This window comes from Kosakonia sp. LAM2021 (assembly GCF_016620385.1).
Classification (GTDB): Bacteria; Pseudomonadota; Gammaproteobacteria; order Enterobacterales; family Enterobacteriaceae; genus Kosakonia; species Kosakonia sacchari.
In genome coordinates this window covers 32,893-51,979 of the sequence record NZ_JAENHT010000005.1, presented here as the reverse complement: position 1 = coordinate 51,979, position 19,087 = coordinate 32,893, and the positions used below count along the sequence as shown (strand labels likewise).

Sequence of the window (19,087 nt, the reverse complement as noted above, 5' to 3'; positions counted from 1 at the left end):
AATCTGGAGGGGTGGTACATCCTTGTACCTTCGGGCAGGGTAGCCTTTCAGAGGGTTAACACATTTGAGGGGATGTGTTGGCTACCAACGGTAATCATTACGCGTTTCCCAGTCCGTCACTTCTTTTTCCGCCTGATCTTTCGCGTAACCGTAACGTTCCTGGATTTTACCCACCAACTGATCACGTTTACCTTCAATGATCGTCATATCGTCATCGGTGAGCTTGCCCCACTTCTCTTTCACAGTACCTTTAAACTGTTTCCAGTTACCGCCGACTTCGTCTTTATTCATCATGGACTCCTTATCGTTCGGTTTAAAATGACGTTCTCGCCGTGCTGAACGTAATGATTATTGTAGTCAGGGATTCCGCATTATGAATTTTATTCGGAATCTTTAACCATCTAAAAAGATAAAAGCAGCGTAAACGAGACGAGAAAAATCGTACACAACGATGAGGAATAAAGCGGGATCAACAATCTGTAGCAGCAAACCAACTGTTGTTGCGCCAGTGACGACGCCATATCAGCGCCAGCGTCAGCCCACGCAGAGCAAGGAACACAGCGAGCGACAACCACAAACCATGATTACCCAAAACAGGCACGGTGAGTAGCGTAACGGCAAACCCTGCTGCCGCCACCGCCATGCTGTTACGCATTTCGGTCGCGCGCGTTGCACCCACAAACATTCCGTCCAGCAGATAACACCACACTCCCACTAACGGTAAGATGACCTGCCAAATCAGATAATGCCCGGCAAGCTGTTGCAGGGCGGGTAGCGACGTTAACAACGCGATAATTTGCTGACCCGCCAGCGCATACACAACGGCAAAGAACAGCGCCACCAGACCGGCCTGCCGGCAAGCAGCCCGCCAGATATGCATCAATTGACTGCCGTCTCTGGCACCGTAAGCCTGCCCGGAGTGCGCCTCAACCGCGTAGGCGAAACCATCGAGCGCATAGGCGGTAAAGGTCAAAAACATCATCAGCACCGCGTTTGCCGCCACCGTCTCATCCCCGAGTCGGGCACCAAACACCGTTATCGAACCAAAGCAAAGTTGTAGCAGCAGCGAACGCAGCATGATATCGCGGTTCAGCGCCAGCAAACGCCGCACGCCGCCGCGCCATGCATTTTTCAGTGTCAGTAATGGAATGCCGCGCATCACCAGTACGTGTCGCACCATCCATAAACCAATGGCGAAAGTGGCATATTCCGCGATGACTGTGGCAAGCGCCGCACCTTGCACATTCATATGCAGCCCCATGACCAACCACAGATCGAGCATAATGTTGAGCAGATTCCCCACCACCAGCAAGATCACTGGTGCACGCGCATACTGCACGCCGAGCAACCAACCGAGCAACACCAGATTCCCCAGCGAAGCGGGTGCGCTCAACCAGCGAATATCCAGGAACCGTCGCGCCTGTTCCAGCACCGCCTCGCTACCGCCAGTGATATGCAGTGCCAGATCGATAAGTGGCGTGCGCAGCAGGGCAATCAACACACCGGCTCCAAGCGCCAGCAGCAAAGGCTGGACTAATGCACGTGCCAGCGCGGGCGCATTTTTCGCGCCGAACGCCTGAGCGGTCAGGCCGGTGGTGCTCATGCGCAAAAAAAGCAACAGCATAAAGAGGAAACTGGTCGCCGTTGCGCCAATCGCTACGCCGCCCAGGTAAACCGGGCTGTCCAGATGCCCCACTACCGCCGTATCCACCAGCCCCAGCAACGGGACGGTGATATTCGAGAAGATCATCGGCAGCGCAAGCCGCCAGAGCGCTTTGTCGGATGCGGTTAGCAGTGGCATGGTATGAATGTGAAAGTTAGTGAGGGAAAAGTAGAGATCGCTGCGGAACCTGACTCAGCCCCGCAGCAGAGCGAATGTGCGTTACAGCCATGCGCCATTACGAATGACACCGACCGCCAACCCTTCGATTGTGAAGTTTTGATCGCGCAAATCGACGACGATCGGCGAAAACTCGCTATTTTCCGGCAACAGTTCGACGGTATTCCCCTGTTTTTTCAAACGCTTGACCGTCACTTCATCTTCAATACGCGCAACAACAACCTGGCCGTTACGTACATCCTGCGTTTTGTGCACCGCCAGCAGATCGCCATCCATAATGCCGATGTCACGCATCGACATGCCACTAACGCGCAGCAGGAAATCTGCATGAGGTTTAAAGAGGCTCGGATCGACCTGGTAATGGCCTTCGATATGCTGCTGCGCCAGCAGCGGCTCACCCGCAGCGACGCGACCAATCAGCGGCAAGCCAATATCGTCCTCTTCTTCTTCAAGCAGCAGGCGAAGACCGCGTGATGCGCCAGATACGATTTCGATAACCCCTTTGCGCGCCAGCGCCTTGAGGTGTTCTTCCGCCGCATTTGGGGAACGGAACCCCAATTGCTGTGCGATTTCCGCACGCGTTGGTGGCATACCGGTTTGAGTGATGCGATCGCGAATAAGATCGAACACCTCTTGCTGCCTGGCCGTTAATGCTTTCATCCCGCCCCCTGGGTGTATATACAGTTATGCTGTGAGTATATACAGCTAAAGGCGATTTTGGAACCAAATTTAAGCAAAAAACCAGGGCGTTATCGAATTCTGGAAGCGTTATCGAAAATGTGACCAGAGTAATGCGATCCAGGTAAACATCGCCAGCAGGATGGACATCAGCACCGCCGCCGACCCCATATCCTTCGCCCGCCCGGAAAGTTCATGGAATTCTGCACCAATACGGTCTACCACGGCTTCGATGGCGCTGTTCAGAATTTCGACAATCATTACCAGCGTCACAGAACCAATCAGCATTACGCGCGTCATGGTGTCAATATCGAGCCAGCAAGCGATTATAATTGCCAGGATAACCGCAACGGCTTCCTGACGAAATGCCGCTTCATTAACCCAGGCGGCGCGAACGCCTTTCCAGGAATATCCAGCGGCTTTAATGATCCGGGTGAAACCGGTGGTATTATTAGCCATTTAAAAGAACCTTTTTATTAAATTGGCGTCAATGTCTCAGCAAGCACGCAGCGGTACAACAGAAATTATGTGCGCTTTCTGATATTCTTGCGGCGCAATGGCACTATTAACCAGAGGCTTTACATCCTTTATGTCCGGCTGGCCACGAATTTACTACAAATTACTGAATTTACCATTAAGCGTGCTGGTAAAAAGTAAATCGATCCCCGCAGAACCTGCACAGGAACTGGGTCTCGATACATCACGCCCCATCATGTACGTGCTGCCTTATAACTCAAAGGCAGACTTACTGACTTTACGTGCGCAGTGTCTGGCGCATGAGCTGCCTGATCCCCTTGAACCGCTGGAAATCGACGGCGCGTTGCTGCCGCGTTTCGTGTTTATCCACGGCGGCCCGCGCGTCTTCACCTATTACGCGCCGAAAGAAGAGTCGATCAAGCTGTTCCACGACTACCTGGATTTACACCGCAGCCATCCCGATTTGGATGTGCAAATGGTGCCGGTATCGGTGATGTTTGGCCGTTCTCCCGGACGAGAAAAAGGCGAAATTAACCCACCGCTGCGCATGCTGAACGGCATCCAGAAATTCTTTGCTGTTTCCTGGCTTGGCCGCGACAGCTTTGTGCGTTTCTCACCGCCGGTTTCGCTGCGCCGTATGGCGACGGAGCACGGCACCGATAAAATTATCGCGCAGAAACTGGCGCGCGTGGCGCGTATGCACTTTGCCCGCCAGCGTCTGGCCGCAGTAGGCCCACGCCTGCCGGCGCGTCAGGATTTGTTTAACAAATTGCTCTCTTCTAAAGCGATTGCCCGCGCCGTTGAAGATGAAGCGCGCAGCAAAAAAATCTCCCATGATAAGGCGCAGCAAAACGCCATCGCGCTGATGGAAGAGATTGCCGCGAACTTCTCCTACGAGATGATCCGCCTGACTGACCGCATTCTGGGTTTTACCTGGAACCGTCTCTACCAGGGCATTAATGTGCATAATGCCGAGCGCGTACGCCAGTTGGCGCACGACGGCCACGAAATTGTCTATGTGCCCTGCCATCGCAGCCATATGGACTACCTGCTGCTCTCCTATGTGCTCTATCACCAGGGGCTGGTGCCGCCGCATATCGCCGCCGGTATCAACCTGAATTTCTGGCCTGCCGGGCCGATTTTCCGCCGCCTGGGCGCTTTCTTTATTCGCCGGACATTTAAAGGCAACAAGCTTTATTCCACCGTGTTCCGCGAATATCTGGGAGAGCTGTTTAGCCGTGGTTATTCGGTGGAGTACTTCGTTGAAGGTGGACGTTCGCGCACCGGGCGTTTGCTGGATCCGAAAACCGGTACGCTGTCGATGACCATCCAGGCGATGCTGCGCGGCGGCACGCGTCCAATCACGCTGGTGCCGATTTACATCGGGTATGAACACGTGATGGAAGTGGGTACTTACGCCAAAGAGCTGCGTGGCGCGACGAAAGAGAAAGAGAGCTTGTTGCAGATGGTGCGTGGCTTAAGCAAGCTGCGTAACCTCGGTGAGGGTTATGTTAACTTCGGCGAACCGATCCCGCTGATGAACTACCTGAATCACCATGTTCCGGAGTGGCGCGAAGCCATCGATCCGATTGAATCTATCCGCCCGGCGTGGTTAACACCAACGGTGAACACCATTGCCGCTGACCTGATGGTGCGCATCAACAACGCCGGTGCGGCTAACGCCATGAACCTGTGCTGTACGGCGCTGCTGGCTTCCCGCCAGCGTTCGCTGACCCGCGAGCAACTGACCGAGCAGTTAAGCTGTTATCTTGAGCTGATGCGCAACGTGCCTTATTCCCCGGATTCGACCACGCCGTCGGCCAGCGCTAGCGAGCTTATCGACCACGCGCTGCAGATGAACAAGTTCGAAGTCGAGAAAGACACCATCGGCGATATCATCATTCTGCCGCGTGAGCAGGCGGTGTTGATGACGTACTACCGCAACAACATTGCGCATATGCTGATGCTGCCGTCGCTGCTGGCGGCGATTGTCACCCAGCACCGCGCGATCTCCCGTAGCGAGATCCTGCGCCACGTCGAGTTACTCTACCCGATGCTGAAAGCCGAGCTGTTCCTGCGCTGGGAAAAATCGGAGCTGGCACAAGTGCTGGAGAACCTGACGCAAGAACTGCTGCGCCAGGGCTTATTGACGGTAAAAGACGATCGTCTGAGCATCAATCCGGCGCACTCCCGCACCTTGCAACTGCTGGCGGCAGGCGCGCGCGAAACCTTACAGCGTTACGCCATTACTTTCTGGCTGCTGAGCGCCAATCCGGCGATGAACCGCAGCACGCTGGAAAAAGAGAGCCGCACGCTGGCGCAGCGCCTGTCGGTGCTGCACGGCATCAACGCGCCGGAGTTCTTCGATAAAGCGGTATTCAGTACGCTGGTGCTGACGCTGCGCGATGAAGGTTATATCAGCGATACCGGCGATGCGGATCCGGCACGTACCTTAAACGTGTACCAGATGCTGGCGGACTTGATAACGTCGGATGTGCGTCTGACGATTGAGAGCGCGACGCAAGCGGAAGCGTGACAGGAAATTTTCCCCTCTCTTCACGGAGAGGGGAAAAACTCAAGGCAAATGCAGATAACTCAACGCCAGCCCTAAAAACAGCACCAGCCCCACATAGTTATTGTTCATAAATGCTTTAAAACAGGCATCGCGGTCGCGACCAGCAATCAACGTTTGCTGGTAAACAAACAGCACACCGGCAATCAGCACCGTCCCGTAGTACGTCCAGCCCAGCCCATTCAGCCAGCCAATAGGCGTCATCAGCACCAGCACAGCCACCTGCAAAATCCCGATAATTAGCTTGTCGAAACGACCAAACAAGATAGCCGTCGACTTAATCCCAATCTTCACATCGTCATCACGGTCAACCATCGCATACTGCGTGTCATACGCGACCGCCCACAGGATATTGGCGAGAAACATAATCCAGCAGCTCAGCGGTACAGATTCACTCACAGCGGCAAACGCCATCGGAATCGACCAGCCGAACGCCGCGCCGAGCACCACCTGCGGCAGGTGCGTATAGCGCTTCATAAACGGGTAAACCCACGCCAGCGCCAGCGCCGCGACGGAGAGCAAAATGGTCATGACATTCAGCGTCAGCACCAGCGCGAAGGCCAACAGCACCAGCACCACAAACAGCACGCGCGCTTCGTTTTCCGTGACCGCGCCGCTTGGCAACGGGCGATTCGCCGTGCGTTTAACATGACCGTCGAATTTACGATCCGCATAATCATTGACGACACAACCGGCAGCGCGCATCAGCCAGACGCCCGCGACAAAAACCAGCAAAATCCACAGCGGTGGCACGCCCGGCGTCGCCACCCACAGCGCCCACAGCGTTGGCCACAGCAGCAGCAAAGCGCCAATTGGTTTGTCCGTACGCATAAGCCTGTGAAAGGCCAACAGCTTAGTCTGCGTGAGACTCCACTCCATTTTCTTTTCCTCTTAGTACAGCGGCGATGCAGGCAAAAACAGTTCGGTCAGCATCAGCGGTTTTCCGCCCAGGCGCAGACGGGAACGGCGTCCCCAGAGCTGCTCATGACGACCAATTTCAATAAAGTCACGCGTAAGCGTAGATGAGGTAAAGAGATATCGCCCAAGCGGCGTTTTACCCAGGGTTTGCAGCGCCAGTTCCGGGCCGCTCAGCGTAGATTCGGGCACCACGGTGCGTCCGGCGAGCCAGGGTTCCCCGTCGGCGCAGAGAATAATTTCCCGCAACCAGTAACGATCCTCCTTCGGCAGACTGCCGCGTTCTTCGGCGATCTCATCCACCGTCACAAAGCCTTCCCGAATCAGCGTAACGCTGACCGTCTTGCCTTGTTGCTCAAAACGTTTGGTCATCGAATCTTCCAGCAACAGCCACTCGAGCAGTTGCGGTTCAAGCGCGGGAATTGCGTCTACGTAGCGCAGCGCTCGCAGTTGCGTAAGCGCAGGGTGTGACATGCCTTACTCTCCGGTACATAACGTAGCGTTATTGTATCGCAGAACCGGCGCACGGGGCGGGGAAACTTCATTCAGTTTTCATCAGCGCAACAGATGCGCAACAGCGCGCATCTGCGCCGGAAAAAAAGGTGCGTCAGGCGACGCACCAGTTGCTGCAAATATCAGCATTGTGGGGAGAGATTACCCCTTGCCTTTTACACTGCTGATAAAAGTGGCACGGGCGGATTTCGACCCGAGGCGTTCTGCTTCATTCAATAATTTCAGCGCCTTATCAATATCACCTTTAGCAGCGGCTTGTTTGATGGCCTGGTTAAAGTAGCTCTCTGTATCGTTGAGCATCGGCTCGCTTTTCGCCACTGGCGCAGGAGCCGCAGCGGGCGCGGCGGCAGGCGCCGGTTGCGTGTTGTAAGCCGGTGCGGCGGTGTTGCCCACGGTAACGGAAGCCGGGCCAGAAGAGCCAAACAGCGGGCCGACTAATACACTGGAACCACTGCTATTTTTCACTTTCAGGTTTACCACTCCGTCGGCAATATGACGGGCAATCGGATCGGGGATATCAGGGATCGCGTTGCCCACGCCTTTAGCATAGGCTTTGGCCGGATCGAGCAGCGTGGTGGTTTTCTGCAAATCATTTTCGGTCGTAAACGCAAGGATATAAAGCTTCTGCTGGCCCAGCGCAGGTGTCAGGCGCATAACCCCTTCCAGTCGGTCAGCATTTAGAACTCCCGGTTCCTGGTAGGTAAAATAGCTACTGGGAAAATAGGCTGCAGGCGACATATTCTGATCAAATACCAGCACGTTTGGCGCAAAAACCCCGGTATTTTTATTAACATCGCTGGAAAGCGTTAGCGTGAGTTCACCAATATTGGCAGGCACGCTAAACGCCGCGACAGGGCCGGTTATGCCCGCGACGTTCAGATGCTGCCCGCCAGTTGCAAGCCGAACCGTCTGGCTTTTGGACGTATCGACAGGTGTCCAGGTGAGTTGTTGAAGTGCAGAGTTCGGAATCGACGGCGCTGCCGCGGTGTTCTGTGGGACGATATTCACATCAGCAAAACTGACACCCGGAGCGCCCGCCAGCAAACCCGCGGAGAGACACAGGGCGATGAGACTTTTTTTCATTTTCATTGTTATCACCTTCAGGATGCGAAACAGCGGTGGCCAGGCAATAGCGCGCTGTTTATCAGGAGTAGAGGGGCTTTCGCCCCTCTTTTGGTCATTACATGAGGGAAAAACTTACCACCAGATTTCCATCTGGGCACCGAAGCTCCATTCGTCGCTATCGCCACGACCGAAGCTTGAGCCGCCCGTACCATTGCGGGTTGCCAGGCCATAATTGGCATTCGTGCCTGGATTACCGCTGGTGTTGTAACCCCATTTTTCATCCCATTTCGCATAGGTTGCGAATACGCGGATTGCCGGACGAGACCAGATGCTGTCGCCTGCCTGCCACTGTTGCGCAAGGGTGATTTTGTACTGATTGTTGGTGTCGTTAGTGCGCTGGGATTTGACGTTGTCGTAACCGACTTCCAGCAAGGTGCTCATGATTGGTGTCCATTTGTACATTGGGCGCACGCCGACGGTCCACCATTTGGTACCATTCTGGTTATCCCAATCAATGTCCTGATACATACCGACGTACATCAGATCCCAATTATCACCCAGAGAAATTGCACCGTGGTCGAGGATACGCAGCAGGGAACCGTTGTTGTTGGCGCTATAAGGCAGTTTACTATTGCTCTCGATGCCAATACCGGAGCCTTGCGACAACCCTTTGCCCTGTGATGTCAGCGCATCGGTCGCGTATTGCACGACAAATTTGTTATAGCCTTTCAGCATGCTCTGAACGTGTTCAGCGGTGAACATCCAGCCATCTTTCGTTTCGGTATTATCGTATAAATGGTAACCGTCACGGGTATTGGCGCGGCCATAGTCAACGCCGAACTCTAATGTACCGCCCGGGTTGACTGCCATTTGTGCCAGACGCACGTCGAACACATCGTTAGCCGTTTTTTCGGTGTAATCATAAATACTGTTGCTGGCGAAGGTAGCGGAGCCGCCTGCTTCCGTCGAACGGGTCGCGGCCAGAGAGAGTTTACCAAAGCCGAGATCGACGTTTTCCAGACCAGCGCCCGGGCCGGAGATATCCCAGTAATAGAAGTCGATCATATGTACGTCATGACGCTGATAGAAGCGTTTACCTGCCCAGATCGTGGAGCCCGGCAGCGCATCAATCAGGTTTTTACCTTGTACGTTGGCTTCACGAAATGCTGGGTCAGTAGCTTCCCAGTCATTTTGCTGCGCGACTGAGTACGCAACGTTCGTGTCGAAGTAGAAGCTTTTATCGCCTTCTTTCCACACTTCCTGACCGAGTTTTAATTCTGCATAGGTTTCACATTCGTTACCGAGACGGTATTTGGAACCAGCACCGGTGGCCTGGAAGCATTGCTGCTCGCCGCCGCTGCCGGTCCAGCCAATCCCCGAACGGGCGTAACCTTTGAAATCAACAGCACCCGCCTGTGCAGACAGTACGCCTGCCGCGATGGCGAGAGCCAGTGGAAGTTTGCGCAGAGTAATCATCGTTCTATCTCCTGAGCTTGCTTTGCTTTTCTTTTTTTTACACATCCCCCTTCGCGCTATCTCTTTATTGGCTGCCGTCATGAATCCCGGCCTGGTACTGTTGTACGCTGCTGGAGAGTCATTACGTTGCCGCCTCGACATAATGCGAATGGCTTTGTGTAAACGCTTTGTGGGGTACGCTTAAACGCCCGGCTCTTTATGTAACCGGCGGCAGGCGGTGCCATCTTCACGGAACAGATGGCAACGCTCCGGCGGTAAGCCGATGGCGAATGTGGCACCCTCTTCTACCAGCACCACGTCAGTCTGGCGGTAGACCAGGTTCTGGCGTATTGCAGGGATCTGGATATGAATTTGTGTTTCGTGACCAAGCTGTTCGACGACCTGAACTTCGCCCTCCAGCGTGACATCGGCGATGTCGCTGGGCAGCAGATGTTCCGGGCGGATGCCCAAAGACATATTCGCGCCGACTTGCACATTGGCACTGTCCACCGGCAGCCACACGCGCTGGCGGTTAGGCAGCTCAACCTGCACCTGTTCAATGGCGGTGGCGGTCACTTTTACCGGCAGGAAGTTCATCTTCGGCGAGCCGATAAAACCGGCGACAAAACGGTCTGCCGGGTAGTGATACAGCTCCAGCGGTTTGCCCACTTGCGCTACGCGCCCGGCATCGAGTACCACGATTTTGTCGGCCAGCGTCATCGCTTCCACTTGATCGTGGGTGACGTAAATCATCGTGCGGCCAAGACGTTTGTGCAGACGGGAGATCTCAATACGCATCTGCACACGCAGGGCGGCATCAAGGTTGGAGAGAGGTTCATCAAGCAAGAAGACGCGGGGTTCAGCCACCAGCGTACGACCAATCGCCACGCGCTGACGCTGACCGCCAGAGAGCGCTTTCGGTTTGCGATCCAGTAAATGCGCCAGTTGCAGCACTTCCGCGACTTGCGTGACGCGCGATTTGATCATCTCTTTTTTCGCGCCCGCTAACTTCAGGCCGAAAGACATATTTTCCGCAACCGACAAATGTGGATAGAGCGCGTAGGACTGAAACACCATGCCAACGCCGCGTTCTGCGGGAGGAACCTCATTCATGCGGGTATCGCCAATCAGCAAATCCCCGCTGGTGATGGTTTCCAGCCCGGCAATCATGCGCAGCAGCGTCGATTTACCACAGCCTGACGGGCCGACAAACACCACGAATTCTCCTTCGTGGATGTCGAGACTGATGTCTTTCGACACCACCACATCGCCCCAGGCTTTCGTTACATTACGCAGCTGTACGCTCGCCATGCCCTTCTCCCTTCGTTACAACCTGTCACCAACAGAAACATTCAACGTGGGCTGACTATGGAGCATCGATTCAGCGGGCGAATCCTCCACCCCCTTGGTTTTTTATGGGGGAGGAGACGGGAGGATGAGAACAACGGCTCTGCCCCCTGGATGGGGGGGCGGTGGGCATTTTCGTGATGGACTCTGCAAAAATCGGCGCTTTTTTATGTGCGCTCACACACATAATGCAAATCTCTGTAACAGAGATCACACAAATCACCGCAGGGGCGTAGGGTCAAGGAGGATGAGAAGCGCTTGTCAAAAAAGGAGACTAATCCCGTCGAACTACCTTGAGCGTATCCACGAGCACATCACCTAAAGGACGGGATATATGAAAATCAAAACAGGCGCACGCATCCTCGCTTTGTCCGCAGTGGCGACGATGATGTTTTCCGCCTCTGCCCTCGCCAAAATCGAAGAAGGTAAGCTGGTCATTTGGATCAACGGCGATAAAGGCTATAACGGCCTTGCCGAAGTGGGTAAGAAATTTGAGAAAGACACCGGCATTAAAGTTACCGTAGAACACCCGGATAAGCTGGAAGAGAAATTCCCGCAGGTTGCGGCAACCGGCGACGGCCCGGACATTATTTTCTGGGCGCACGACCGCTTTGGCGGCTATGCGCAATCCGGTCTTCTGGCGGAAGTCACCCCGGATAAAGCCTTCCAGGACAAGCTGTTCCCCTTCACCTGGGACGCGGTGCGTTATAACGGCAAGCTGATTGCCTACCCAATTGCTGTCGAATCTTTATCACTGATTTACAACAAAGACCTCGTGCCGAACCCGCCAAAAACCTGGGAAGAGATCCCGGCGCTGGATAAACAGCTGAAAGCGAAAGGTAAGAGCGCGTTGATGTTCAACCTGCAAGAACCGTACTTCACCTGGCCGCTGATTGCCGCCGACGGCGGTTACGCCTTCAAGTTTGAAAACGGCAAATATGACGTGAAAGATGTCGGCGTCGATAACGCAGGCGCGAAAGCCGGTCTTAGCTTCCTTGTGAAGCTGATTAAAGACAAACACATGAATGCCGACACGGATTACTCGATTGCAGAAGCGGCGTTCAACAAAGGTGAAACCGCGATGACCATCAATGGTCCGTGGGCGTGGGCCAACATTGATAAGAGTAAAATCAACTACGGCGTCGCGCTGCTGCCAACCTTTAAAGGCAAGCCTTCTAAACCATTCGTTGGCGTGCTGAGCGCAGGCATCAACGCCGCCAGCCCGAACAAAGAGCTGGCGAAAGAGTTCCTCGAAAACTACCTGCTGACCGATCAAGGTCTGGCAGACGTTAACAAGGACAAACCGCTGGGTGCGGTCGCGCTGAAATCCTATCAGGATCAGTTAGCGAAAGACCCGCGCATCGCCGCGACCATGGATAACGCGAAAACCGGTGAAATCATGCCGAACATCCCGCAAATGGCCGCCTTCTGGTACGCCACACGCACCGCGGTTATCAATGCCGTTAGCGATCGCCAGACCGTCGACGCCGCGCTGAAAGACGCCCAGGGTCGTATTACCAAGTAAAAATGTGAATGCCTTATCCCCGGATGGGGATAAGGCGAATTGGATATGTTGTATACGCGGCATCCTTCGCGTGCATCACGGCGGCAACGATGTGTACCCCGGAGCGCTTACAAATGTAAGCGACCAGCGTGCGGAACCGCGGCCAACAAAGCGGCAGCGTGAAGGGTGTCGAGTAGAGAGGAAATCCCCATGGATGTAAGAAGAAAACGCCACTGGTGGCAAAGCCCGCAACTCGCATGGGCGGCCATCACCGTTGTTGGCCTGTTGGTGGCTTACCTTGTCGTTATGATGTATGCCCAGGGGGAATACCTTTTCGCCATTACCACGCTCGTCCTCAGCTCGGCGGGCCTCTATATTTTCGCCAATCGCAAGGCATACGCCTGGCGCTATGTTTACCCCGGCGTGGCCGGTATGGGGCTGTTTGTCCTGTTCCCGCTGATTTGTACCATCGCCATCGCGTTTACCAACTACAGCAGCACCAACCAGCTCACTCAGGAGCGTGCGCAGCAGGTGCTGCTCGATCGTTCCTACCAGGCAGGCAAAGCGTATAACTTTGGGCTTTACCCGGAAGGTGACGCGTGGCGACTGGCGCTGACCGACGGCGACAGCGGCAAAAATTACGTTTCCGATGCGTTCAAACCCGGCGGCGAGCAACAACTGACATTAAAAGAGGCTGACGCCGTGCCCGCTGGCGAGCGCGCCAATCTGCGCATCATCACGCAAAACCGCCAGGCGCTGAACCAACTGACTGCCCTCCTGCCGGATGGCAGCAAAGTGGCAATGAGTTCGCTGCGTCAGTTCTCCGGTACGCGCCCGCTGTATCAGCTTGAACAGGACGGCACGCTGCTCAACAACCAGAGCGGCGTGAAATACCGCCCGAACAACGATATCGGCTACTTCCAGGCGATTAACGCCGACGGCAGTTGGGGTAGCGAAAAGCTCAGCCCCGGTTATACCGTGACCATCGGCTGGGATAACTTCACTCGCGTCTTTACCGATGAAGGCATTCAAAAACCGTTCATTGAGATCTTTATCTGGACGGTGGTGTTCTCGGTGCTGACCGTGGTTCTGACCGTTGCCGTAGGCATGGTGCTGGCCTGCGTCGTGCAGTGGGAATCCCTCAAAGGCAAAGCGATTTATCGCGTGCTGTTAATTCTGCCGTATGCCGTACCGTCGTTTATCTCCATTTTGATCTTCAAGGGGCTGTTTAATCAGAGCTTTGGTGAGATCAACATGATGCTGAGCGCGCTGTTTGGCATTAAACCGGCGTGGTTTAGCGATCCCGCAACCGCTCGCTCGATGATCGTGATCGTCAACACCTGGCTCGGTTACCCGTACATGATGATCCTGTGCATGGGGCTGTTGAAAGCGATCCCCGACGATCTGTATGAAGCATCGGCCATGGACGGTGCCGGGCCGCTGCAAAACTTTTTCCGCATCACCTTCCCGCTGCTGATCAAGCCGCTGACGCCGCTGATGATTGCCAGTTTTGCGTTTAACTTTAACAACTTCGTGCTGATCCAACTGCTGACCAACGGCGGCCCGGATCGCATCGGCACCACCACGCCTGCCGGTTATACCGATTTGCTGGTGAGCTACACCTATCGCATCGCCTTTGAAGGCGGCGGTGGTCAGGACTTTGGGCTCGCTGCCGCTATCGCCACGCTGATTTTCCTGCTGGTGGGTGCGTTGGCTATCGTCAACCTGAAAGCTACGCGCATGAAATTCGATTAAGGAGGACGAAAATTATGGCTATGGTGCAGGCGAAATCGCAAAAGCTGCGGCTGTTTATCACCCATTTGTTATTGCTGGTGTTTATTGCCGCGATTATGTTCCCGCTGCTGATGGTGGTCGCCATTTCGCTGCGTGAAGGTAACTTCGCCACCGGCAGTTTAATTCCGGAAAATATCTCGTGGGAGCACTGGCGCCTCGCGCTGGGCTTTAGCGTCGAACACGCCGATGGCCGCGTCACGCCGCCGCCGTTCCCGGTGCTGCTGTGGCTGTGGAACTCGGTGAAAATCGCCGTGATCACCGCGATCGGCATTGTGGCGCTCTCCACCACTTCTGCGTACGCCTTTGCCCGCATGCGCTTTCGCGGCAAAGCGACATTGCTGAAAGGGATGCTGATTTTCCAGATGTTCCCGGCGGTGCTGTCGCTGGTGGCGCTGTACGCGTTGTTTGACCGGCTCGGCCAGTACGTGCCGTTTATCGGCCTGAATACTCACGGCGGGGTGATCTTCGCTTACATGGGCGGGATCGCGCTGCATGTGTGGACGATCAAAGGTTATTTCGAAACGATCGACGGTTCGCTGGAAGAGGCCGCCTCGCTGGATGGCGCAACACCGTGGCAGGCGTTCCGCCTGGTGCTGCTGCCGCTTTCGGTGCCGATTCTGGCGGTGGTGTTTATTCTGTCGTTTATCGCCGCCATTACCGAAGTACCGGTTGCCTCGCTGCTGCTGCGCGATGTCAACAGTTACACGCTGGCGGTCGGGATGCAGCAATATCTCAACCCGCAAAACTACCTGTGGGGCGATTTTGCCGCGGCGGCGGTGCTGTCCGCGATCCCCATTACGGTTGTCTTCCTGCTTGCGCAGCGTTGGCTGGTTAACGGCCTGACCGCAGGCGGTGTGAAAGGTTAATTTTCATTGTTGTTATTACGCCCTAAATAGTTCGGATGAGAGCACGGCGGCAACTATATGAATCCCCGGGAGCTGACTGACGTCAGTGACCGGGGTGAGTAAAGGAAGCCAACGCAGCGATCACCTGAAAGATGACCGGCGTTGCCACTGCACCCTCAACTTGTATCACCCAACTTGTGAAGACATTGGCGATCCTCGGATCGCCCTTTTTTTATTCGCGCCTCAGTCGTTGCGAGTTACACAACCACAGTGTGATCACCAGCAACAGGATCGCCGCCGAGTAGATCAACACATCCATTGGCGACTGGTGATCGACAATGATCAACCGCACAATCGCGGTAATGCCGATGTAGATAAAGTAGCGCAGCGGGAAGTGAAACCCGGACTGAAAGTACTTCACAATCAGGGCGATAAATTCGAAATAGAGAAAGTAAACCACCAGCCCTTCCACCAGCTCATATTTGCTGGTTTGCACCGGCGCGAACAGCACATCCGCCAGATGCAGTGTCTCTTTGCCCAGAAAGACAATCAAAATCAGACCGAGGCTCAACAGACCAAGATTCAGCACGGTCTGCAATATGGTCGAAATAAACTCAACGCGAGGACGAGTTAACGATGTCATAGCGGCACCTCATTGCTGGTGAACAACACTTTGTATATCGCAAAAATGTGATCTGGATCTACATTATTTGCTTATATTTTGTGACACCGCGTGATGACATGTTGCACAGACATGTCCACGCAGGAGACGAAAAAGAGCATGCTTATCGTACGTAAGGCTGAAATCGCGGACGCCGCGTTATTGAGTGAAATGGGCTACGCCAGTTATCGTCATCATTTTGCCCCTCTGTGGCGCGAACCGGCCGAACTGGAGGCATTTCTTCGCCAGGAGTATTCCCCGGCAGTAATCGAGCAGAGCCTGCAAAGCGAAGCGGGCGGCTGGTTTATCGCGCAGAATGCCGCGCCTGTCGGTTTCGCCAAAGTCTCCTGGCACAGCGAGGTTGACGAACATGGCCCGGCGGGTACGCTGCTGCATAAACTCTATCTTCTTCCGGGCGAAACGCGTAAAGGCTACGGCGAGCAACTGCTGGCAGAAATAGAACGCCTGGCGCAACAGCGCGGAGAGAGGTTTATCTGGCTGGAAGTGCTGGACGCCAACCCGAACGCGCAGCGCTTTTATCTCCGGCAGGGATTCACGCATCTCAAGGACACAATATTCAGTACCGCGTCGCAGCAAAGTACGCTGCATATTCTGGGCAAATCGCTTTAAGGAGGGATGATGACAAGCGCTTCTTTGCGCCAAACCGCCGTACGCAATGTAACCTGCGGCGACAACGTGGTGATTTATGAACCCGCCAATTTATACGACTGCACGCTGGCGGACGATGTGTTTGTCGGCCCGTTTGTCGAAATTCAGGGGCATACCCAGATCGGTAAAGGTTCGAAAATCCAGTCACATAGCTTTATTTGCGAATATGTCACCATCGGTGAGCGCTGCTTTATCGGTCACGGCGTGATGTTTGCCAACGATATGTTTCGCGATGGCAAACCGGACCCGGACAGCAACAACTGGGGGCGCATCGTGATTGGTAATGACGTGTCGATTGGCAGCGGCGCGACGATTCTGGCAGTGACCATTACTGATGGCTGCGTGATAGGCGCGGGCAGCGTGGTGACCAAATCGATCCGCGAGAAAGGGGTGTATGCGGGAAATCCGGCGCGGCTGCTGCGCCGGTTGTGAATGCAACTTTCTCTCCCCACACGAGGAGAGAAATATGACTGATGGTGAAAACAGACAGGCCTTGCGGCAATTCTCTCCCCAAACGGGGGAGAGCAATATGGCTGATGGTAAAAACAGACAGGACTTGCAGCAGTTCTCTCCCCACACAAAGAGAAATGTGGCCGATGGTGAAAACAGGCAGACCTTGCAGCAGTTCTCTCCCCAGACGGGGAGAGAAAAGGTTTACTGGAAGTTGACCGTCTTATCGTTGGTCATGTTGTAAAGCTCAAACTTACGGCCCAGTTTCTGGCCACCGTCACGCGTCAGCGGCGTCCAGCCAATGCCAGCGCGGCTGCGGGTCGGACCGGTGCTGAACAGATCCAGCGGAACCGAAATGTAGACCCCTTTGGTGAAGTCCCCTTCCCCGTACTGCGCAGCTGAAACGTTGGTTTTGGTGGCATACGCGCCCACCACAATCCCGCTGTCAAAGTGCTTCGACACATCCAGCGTGACACCTTTATCGCCCGCCAGATATTGACCAACACTGGCTTTCACCAACACATTTTCGGCGAACCACGGCGTCCAGTAAGCGGTGAAGTGGCCGGTTTTCACGCTGTAATCGGTGAATTTCATCATGTCCTGCGCACTGCGCCAGTCACGCTGTTTCACGTAGTTGCCATCAATACCAAACGCCCAGTGGCTATCAACCGGACGCCACAACAGCTCGGCACCGGCACCGCCGTACATGGTTTCCAGATACCCGGCATACACCTGGCCATAGAAGTTATTGCCCAGATACTGGAAGTAGTTCGCCTGCATGTTGTTGACGTAAATATCGTTCTGCACATATTCACGCACACGGGTACGCACACGCGGCAGGGCGGTGTCTTTCGGCGGGTTGGTGTAGTTAAACTTGTCGTAGTTATTGGTCAGGTTGCCAAACAGGCTACCGGTGGTCAGCAGGTGATCCGTTAGCCACCAGTCGGCAGTCGCCATCACACCAAGCTGGTACATGTAGAAAGCTTCCGGCCCGCCGAATGACTGGTTAAGCACCGGATCGATGTGGAAATCGAACGAGGATTTATCGATATACCAACCCTGCTCCGGTTTGTCCGGCACGATAGGCGTTTCGCGTTTTTGCACCAGTTCCGTATCCTGCCCCAGCGGCTCGCCTTCAAGGTGGCGCTTCAGGCTGGCAACATCCGTCTCGGTGGTGACGACCGGCATATTGAGACGGTTTTCCGTCACGCGGATAGTGCGAATGCCGTCCGGCAAGTCATTCATCACAATGCGATTCGCGCGCTCAACCCCTTCCTGGGTATTGCGGTATTTCACCTGCTCGCCGGTGACATACAGCGTGTCACCTTTCACCTGAATTTGCGGATCGGTAAGCCCGGCGTTGTATTTCAGTAAGGTCAGCTGATTCGCCACCACCGAATGCTGGAGGATCGCATCTTGCGGCTGTGGCTGATATTTTGGCCGCGCGTTGTCGTTATACGACGGGCGCAAGTCGTTGAAGTTGTTACGCAGGGTAAAGCCGAACATCCAGGTATTCCCGCGCTCATAGCTCAGGTTGATGTCCGCCCAGTCGGTGACGCGGTAAATCGCGCCAACGTTGACCTTGCTGCGCTGCGGCAGTTTACCGGCGAAGTCCTGCTGGTAGTTGTTCCCTTCATACTCAAGCTTCAGGCGCAGCGGGTTCCACGGCGTCTGGTATTCCACCCCGCCAAACAACGCGGTCGGGCCACGGAACATCTGGCTGGTATCCGTGGAGCCTGCGGCTTTGTAACTGGTATCACGCGTACAATATTTCTCGTCATAGGAGCAGAGCGGGTTTTTGATATTGCCGCTGGTGCCAAGGTAGCCCCAACCGATACCCAGCGAGAAATCGAACGGCCCCCAGGCTTTGCTCGCCACCAGATATTCGCCGTCAAACAACCCGGTACCGCCAATATCGCGCGCGCCCACGGAAACTTCCGGCAGCCAGTAACCTTCTTGCCACAGGCGCAGTTTTAAATCGAAGGCTTTATCTTTGTAGGACTGATTGCCCGAGAAGGCTTCTACCGAACTGTATTTCCGCGTCCGCACATCGGTGTAGCGCAGCGTTGTTTCCAGCCATGGGAAAAGCTGCACCGAACCGGAGTAGTAGCGGTACTGATTGTTATCGCGGTAGTTGAAACTCAGTTCACCCTCACGCGACATACGCGCAGTGGGCGTTTGCAGCAGGCCGACGCCGCCGAAGTCCGACTGCGATGGGCCAATCGGTTCCGGGTACGATTCTGCGTGACAGGCGGCGCTAATCCCCAGCGCCAACAGGCTAATGACAAACGATTTTTTCATT

Annotated in this window: 18 protein-coding genes; 7 read left to right on the top strand and 11 right to left on the bottom strand. The window is 54.9% G+C overall.

Annotation, left to right across the window (positions count from 1 at the left end; translation table 11 throughout):
- Window positions 1–81: 81 nt before the first annotated feature.
- From JKP81_RS12625 to JKP81_RS12610, 4 genes are all read right to left on the bottom strand, one after another.
- Window positions 82–291: a CsbD family protein gene (locus JKP81_RS12625; protein ID WP_007372427.1), complete on the bottom strand. Its 210-nt coding sequence runs from the start codon at window positions 289–291 to the stop codon at window positions 82–84.
- A 178-nt stretch (window positions 292–469) separates the two neighbouring features.
- Window positions 470–1,801, bottom strand: a complete 1,332-nt coding sequence (dinF, locus tag JKP81_RS12620) for an MATE family efflux transporter DinF (protein ID WP_200552025.1) — start codon at window positions 1,799–1,801, stop codon at window positions 470–472.
- An 81-nt stretch (window positions 1,802–1,882) separates the two neighbouring features.
- Window positions 1,883–2,500, bottom strand: a complete 618-nt coding sequence (gene lexA, locus JKP81_RS12615; protein ID WP_017459437.1) for a transcriptional repressor LexA — start codon at window positions 2,498–2,500, stop codon at window positions 1,883–1,885.
- Between the two features lie 108 nt (window positions 2,501–2,608).
- Window positions 2,609–2,977, bottom strand: a complete 369-nt coding sequence (locus JKP81_RS12610; RefSeq protein ID WP_200552024.1) for a diacylglycerol kinase — start codon at window positions 2,975–2,977, stop codon at window positions 2,609–2,611.
- A 130-nt stretch (window positions 2,978–3,107) separates the two neighbouring features.
- On the opposite strand from JKP81_RS12610, the gene plsB reads away from it, so the two are divergent.
- Window positions 3,108–5,531 carry a glycerol-3-phosphate 1-O-acyltransferase PlsB gene (plsB, locus tag JKP81_RS12605; protein WP_200552023.1) on the top strand — a complete coding sequence of 808 codons (2,424 nt, stop codon included), beginning with the start codon at window positions 3,108–3,110 and terminating at the stop codon, window positions 5,529–5,531.
- A gap of 39 nt (window positions 5,532–5,570) precedes the next feature.
- Here the strand turns inward: plsB and ubiA are convergent, their stop codons facing one another.
- From ubiA to malK, 5 genes are all read right to left on the bottom strand, one after another.
- On the bottom strand, window positions 5,571–6,446 hold the full coding sequence (ubiA, locus tag JKP81_RS12600; protein ID WP_200552022.1) for a 4-hydroxybenzoate octaprenyltransferase: 876 nt from the start codon (window positions 6,444–6,446) through the stop codon (window positions 5,571–5,573).
- Window positions 6,447–6,458: 12 nt separating this feature from the next.
- On the bottom strand, window positions 6,459–6,956 hold the full coding sequence (gene ubiC, locus JKP81_RS12595; RefSeq protein ID WP_200552021.1) for a chorismate lyase: 498 nt from the start codon (window positions 6,954–6,956) through the stop codon (window positions 6,459–6,461).
- Between the two features lie 180 nt (window positions 6,957–7,136).
- Window positions 7,137–8,084 (bottom strand): maltose operon protein MalM, encoded by a 948-nt coding sequence (gene malM, locus JKP81_RS12590; protein WP_200552020.1) that lies wholly within the window; start codon window positions 8,082–8,084, stop codon window positions 7,137–7,139.
- Window positions 8,085–8,192: 108 nt separating this feature from the next.
- The gene (locus JKP81_RS12585; protein WP_200552019.1) at window positions 8,193–9,536 is read right to left on the bottom strand and encodes a maltoporin; all 1,344 of its coding nucleotides are present in this window, start codon (window positions 9,534–9,536) and stop codon (window positions 8,193–8,195) included.
- A gap of 180 nt (window positions 9,537–9,716) precedes the next feature.
- The gene (malK, locus tag JKP81_RS12580) at window positions 9,717–10,826 is read right to left on the bottom strand and encodes a maltose/maltodextrin ABC transporter ATP-binding protein MalK (RefSeq protein ID WP_017459430.1); all 1,110 of its coding nucleotides are present in this window, start codon (window positions 10,824–10,826) and stop codon (window positions 9,717–9,719) included.
- 370 nt (window positions 10,827–11,196) lie between these two features.
- Between malK and malE the strand changes: the two genes are divergently transcribed.
- From malE to malG, 3 genes are all read left to right on the top strand, one after another.
- A complete protein-coding gene (malE, locus tag JKP81_RS12575; protein WP_200552018.1) occupies window positions 11,197–12,387 on the top strand; it encodes a maltose/maltodextrin ABC transporter substrate-binding protein MalE in 1,191 nt (396 codons plus the stop codon).
- Between the two features lie 189 nt (window positions 12,388–12,576).
- Entirely contained in the window at window positions 12,577–14,121 is a 1,545-nt protein-coding gene (gene malF / locus JKP81_RS12570; protein ID WP_200552017.1) for a maltose ABC transporter permease MalF, read from the top strand.
- 14 nt (window positions 14,122–14,135) lie between these two features.
- Window positions 14,136–15,026: a maltose ABC transporter permease MalG gene (gene malG, locus JKP81_RS12565; protein ID WP_200552016.1), complete on the top strand. Its 891-nt coding sequence runs from the start codon at window positions 14,136–14,138 to the stop codon at window positions 15,024–15,026.
- A 211-nt stretch (window positions 15,027–15,237) separates the two neighbouring features.
- Here the strand turns inward: malG and psiE are convergent, their stop codons facing one another.
- The gene (gene psiE, locus JKP81_RS12560; protein ID WP_017459426.1) at window positions 15,238–15,648 is read right to left on the bottom strand and encodes a phosphate-starvation-inducible protein PsiE; all 411 of its coding nucleotides are present in this window, start codon (window positions 15,646–15,648) and stop codon (window positions 15,238–15,240) included.
- A gap of 138 nt (window positions 15,649–15,786) precedes the next feature.
- Between psiE and JKP81_RS12555 the strand changes: the two genes are divergently transcribed.
- From JKP81_RS12555 to JKP81_RS12545, 3 genes are read left to right on the top strand one after another with little or no spacing between them, the layout of a single operon-like run.
- Window positions 15,787–16,296, top strand: a complete 510-nt coding sequence (locus JKP81_RS12555; protein ID WP_200552015.1) for a GNAT family N-acetyltransferase — start codon at window positions 15,787–15,789, stop codon at window positions 16,294–16,296.
- Window positions 16,297–16,305: 9 nt separating this feature from the next.
- A complete protein-coding gene (locus tag JKP81_RS12550; RefSeq protein WP_200552014.1) occupies window positions 16,306–16,767 on the top strand; it encodes an acyltransferase in 462 nt (153 codons plus the stop codon).
- A 34-nt stretch (window positions 16,768–16,801) separates the two neighbouring features.
- On the top strand, window positions 16,802–17,029 hold the full coding sequence (locus JKP81_RS12545) for a hypothetical protein (RefSeq protein ID WP_200552013.1): 228 nt from the start codon (window positions 16,802–16,804) through the stop codon (window positions 17,027–17,029).
- On the opposite strand, the gene JKP81_RS12540 is transcribed toward JKP81_RS12545, so the two are convergent.
- Window positions 16,990–19,086, bottom strand: coding sequence for a YjbH domain-containing protein (locus JKP81_RS12540; RefSeq protein ID WP_200552012.1), 2,097 nt, complete (start codon window positions 19,084–19,086; stop codon window positions 16,990–16,992). The genes JKP81_RS12545 and JKP81_RS12540 overlap by 40 nt on opposite strands.
- Window position 19,087 lies beyond the last annotated feature (1 nt).